This is a genomic window from Candidatus Electronema sp. TJ, assembly GCF_048287355.1.
GTDB lineage: Bacteria > Desulfobacterota > Desulfobulbia > Desulfobulbales > Desulfobulbaceae > Electronema.
The window spans coordinates 1-3,143 of the sequence record NZ_JBLWEP010000121.1; the positions used below are offsets into that span (position 1 = coordinate 1).

3 protein-coding genes are annotated in these 3,143 nt (G+C 58.8%); 1 reads left to right on the plus strand and 2 read right to left on the minus strand.

Features of this window, described 5'->3' with window-relative positions; translation table 11 throughout:
* Positions 1-252 precede the first annotated feature (252 nt).
* On the minus strand, positions 253-1,281 hold the full coding sequence (gene ruvB, locus ACNKID_RS09165) for a Holliday junction branch migration DNA helicase RuvB (protein ID WP_417913128.1): 1,029 nt from the start codon (positions 1,279-1,281) through the stop codon (positions 253-255).
* A gap of 16 nt (positions 1,282-1,297) precedes the next feature.
* Positions 1,298-2,878, minus strand: coding sequence for a diguanylate cyclase (locus ACNKID_RS09170; RefSeq protein ID WP_417913129.1), 1,581 nt, complete (start codon positions 2,876-2,878; stop codon positions 1,298-1,300).
* Between ACNKID_RS09170 and ACNKID_RS09175 the strand changes: the two genes are divergently transcribed.
* Positions 2,862-3,143: hypothetical protein (locus ACNKID_RS09175; protein WP_417913130.1), on the plus strand; the 282-nt coding region annotated here is incomplete at its 3' end. The two genes, ACNKID_RS09170 and ACNKID_RS09175, sit on opposite strands and share 17 nt — an antisense overlap.

Here is a 3,143-nt window from a genome sequence, read left to right on the forward strand (position 1 = left end):
AAAGAAAATACTGCTATCAAGCGTTCCGAACGCATACCTCAGAATAGCTATGATTCCTATCGGCAGAAAGGTAAATGCAATATCACCAAGGAAAAATTCATTGCATATCGCATCGTTTGCCGTCAGCCGCTCATCAGAGTGTTTCTTGACTTTCTTGGCAGGGTTATTTTTCGACATGGCATCCTCGCTTCTATTTTTGAAAAGATATTTTCAAGACATCAGCTTGACCAATCACGCCACGAGGTTCATCTGCTACGCAAACCCGCCCGGCATCGTCCGCCCGAAATGCTTGTACGCCGCTGCTGTGGCCACGCGGCCCCTTGGCGTGCGCATCAGGAAGCCGGACTGGATAAGGAACGGTTCACAGACATCCTCCAGCGTGTTTTTCTCCTCGCAGACCGCTGTGGCCAAGGTCTCCAACCCAACCGGGCCGCCTTGGAAGCGGTCGATCAGGGCAAGGAGGATGCGGCGGTCCATCTCGTCCAGCCCGTGACGGTCAACAGCCAGCATGTCCAAGGCGCGGCCCGCCACGTCCGCATCAATCAACGCCTTGCCCTCGACCTCGGCGCAGTCGCGCACCCGGCGGAGCAGGCGGTTGGCGATGCGCGGCGTGCCCCGCGAGCGGCGGCCTATCTCCAGCGCGCCGTCCTCGCTGATGCCGATGCCGAAAAGCCGGGCCGAGCGGCTGACAATGGCCACCAATTCTTCAGGCGAGTAAAATTCGAGGCGGAGGAGCACGCCGAAACGGTCGCGCAGGGGCGGGGTAAGCAGGCCAGTGCGGGTTGTCGCGCCGACGAGCGTGAAAGGCGGCAGATCAATCTTCACCGAGCGTGCGCCTGGCCCTTGGCCGATGACGAGGTCGAGCTGGTAGTCTTCCATCGCCGGATAGAGTATTTCCTCGATGGCACTGCTGAGGCGGTGGATTTCGTCGATGAAGAGCACGTCGCCCGCTTGCAGGCTGGTGAGGATCGCGGCGAGGTCACCGGCCCGCTCAATCACCGGGCCGGAGGTGGTTTTGATAGCCGCGCCCATCTCGTTGGCGATGATGCAGGCCAGCGTGGTTTTGCCAAGGCCAGGAAAGCCGTGGAAAAGCACATGGTCAAGGGCCTCGTTCCGCTTGCGGGCGGCCTCGATGAAGACCCGCAGGCTGCTCTTCACCTGCTCCTGGCCGATGTACTCGTCCAGCAGACGGGGGCGCAGGCTGATGTCAGGCTGCGTCTCGTCCGTCAGCCTGCGGCTCTCGACCAGCCGTTTGCCGGTCAGCTCCTCTTCGTGCTTCATGCGCCGCGCCAGGCCGTCAGGCCCCTGTCCTTCTTGCCGGAAGCGAGACGCGCTCCGGTTCGACCCGGTTGCGGCCCCGGTTTTTGGCTAAATAGAGATGGCGGTCCGCCGCCTCGAACAGGCTGTCGTACTCAGCGAGATGCGCGGTGCAGGCCACGCCCAGCGTGATCGTGACCACAGGCAGAATGTCCGAGCTGGCGTGGGGAATGCCGAGGCTGGCCACAGCCTTTCTCGTTGTCTCGGCGATGTCCATGGCCGCGTTCAGGTCAGTGCGCGGCAGAACGATGACAAACTCCTCGCCGCCGTAGCGGGCCACGCAGTCGCTGCTGCGGCGGGCCTGCTGCCGGAGGCAGTCGGCGATCTTCCGCAGGCACTCGTCGCCGGTCTTGTGGCCGTAGGTGTCATTGTAGCGTTTGAAATAGTCCACGTCGCAGATGATCAGCGACAGAGGCGTGTCCCGGCTCTTCTCCGCCCGGTTCAGCTCGTTGTCCAGCATGTCGTCGAGATAACGGCGGTTGAACAAACCCGTCAGCTCGTCCACAGCCGCGCACTGCTCGGCCACGGAAAGGCGGGTTTCCCGGTTGAGTATCCAAAGCAGCCCGGCTTCGATGAAAACAACGGCCAGCACGGCCAAGATAATGTTGACGAGAAAGTTTGTGGCGGAGCGGGCCAGCTGATCCGAGACATCCTCCCAGATCAACAGGAAGCCGACTGGGTCAGCGTAGGGATCCTCATCAGCCGCCATCTGGTAATCCAGCAGCGGGAAATAATAGACTGAATAATATTTGGAGTTCTCAAAGAAAAGCTCCACCTTGTCTGTCTGGTAATTTTCTTTGACGAACAACCTGGGAAGCATCTTTTGCAGCATCTCCCATGAGGTGCTGACCTCGACATAGTGGTTCGCCTCAGGATGCCGTTCAAAATACGCCTTGGTGGCGGAGTTCCACATCTTGCTCCTGACATAGTCCCTGCTCAGCAGGACAGCGGCATCCACGCGGAAGAGCTTGGAATACAGCTGGACGATCTCCTTGAAAGAGGTGCTGACCTCCAGCGAGCCAACATAGACTTTCTCCTGCGTCGCAGGATCGACCGCCCAGACCGGCGAGACCCCGCGCAGCCAGTTGTAGCTGTTCTGCTGTGTTGACAGCTGGTTCGGCTTGTTCTCCATCGAGCCGAACTGATATGTTTTCCGCCGGGCGGAAGCGGTGCTGTCCTGTCCTTCCAGCGGCGGCACCTGCTCTGGCTTGCCGACAGCAGCCTTCTTTTCCTCCTCGTTCAGCAAGCTCTGCCCCAGCCCGCTGCTGCTGGTGATCATTGTGGAAATTTGCAGCATGCTGCTGTAGGCCATTTTCAGGTTCAGCTTGAACTCGTCCTGATGGCGGCGGGACTGCTGCAGGAGTGAGGAATAGAGCGTCTCTTTGAGCGAGACATAGTTGATGGCCAGAAAGACGGCATCGACGATCAGGATGATCAGCGTGAAACAGATGATGAGGTTTCTGTTTCGTCGGAGTGTCCTGCTGATGGGCAGCCGCATGTTCAGCCGACCTTTCTGGCGGCGGCAATGCATGGCGGCATGGTGCATGATGCGCGAGATCATTCCGCTCCAATCCATCAAGTGCGTGTTGACAGCCCGGCTTCCGTCCAGAGCTGCGGCAAAGGAGCCTGTCCGCAGGTTCCTCAGAATTCTCTCAGCAAAGCGGGATGTTATCGTTCCGTCTGCCGGTACAATAAATTGTACCTTTTTTTATACCCGTTTTTATCATGAAATTCAAGAGGATTTCTCCGCCGAAAAATTTATCATGCAGGAGCGGTCAGTCCGACAGAGGATTTCGCAAGGCGAAGGCGATGCAGACGGAAGCAGC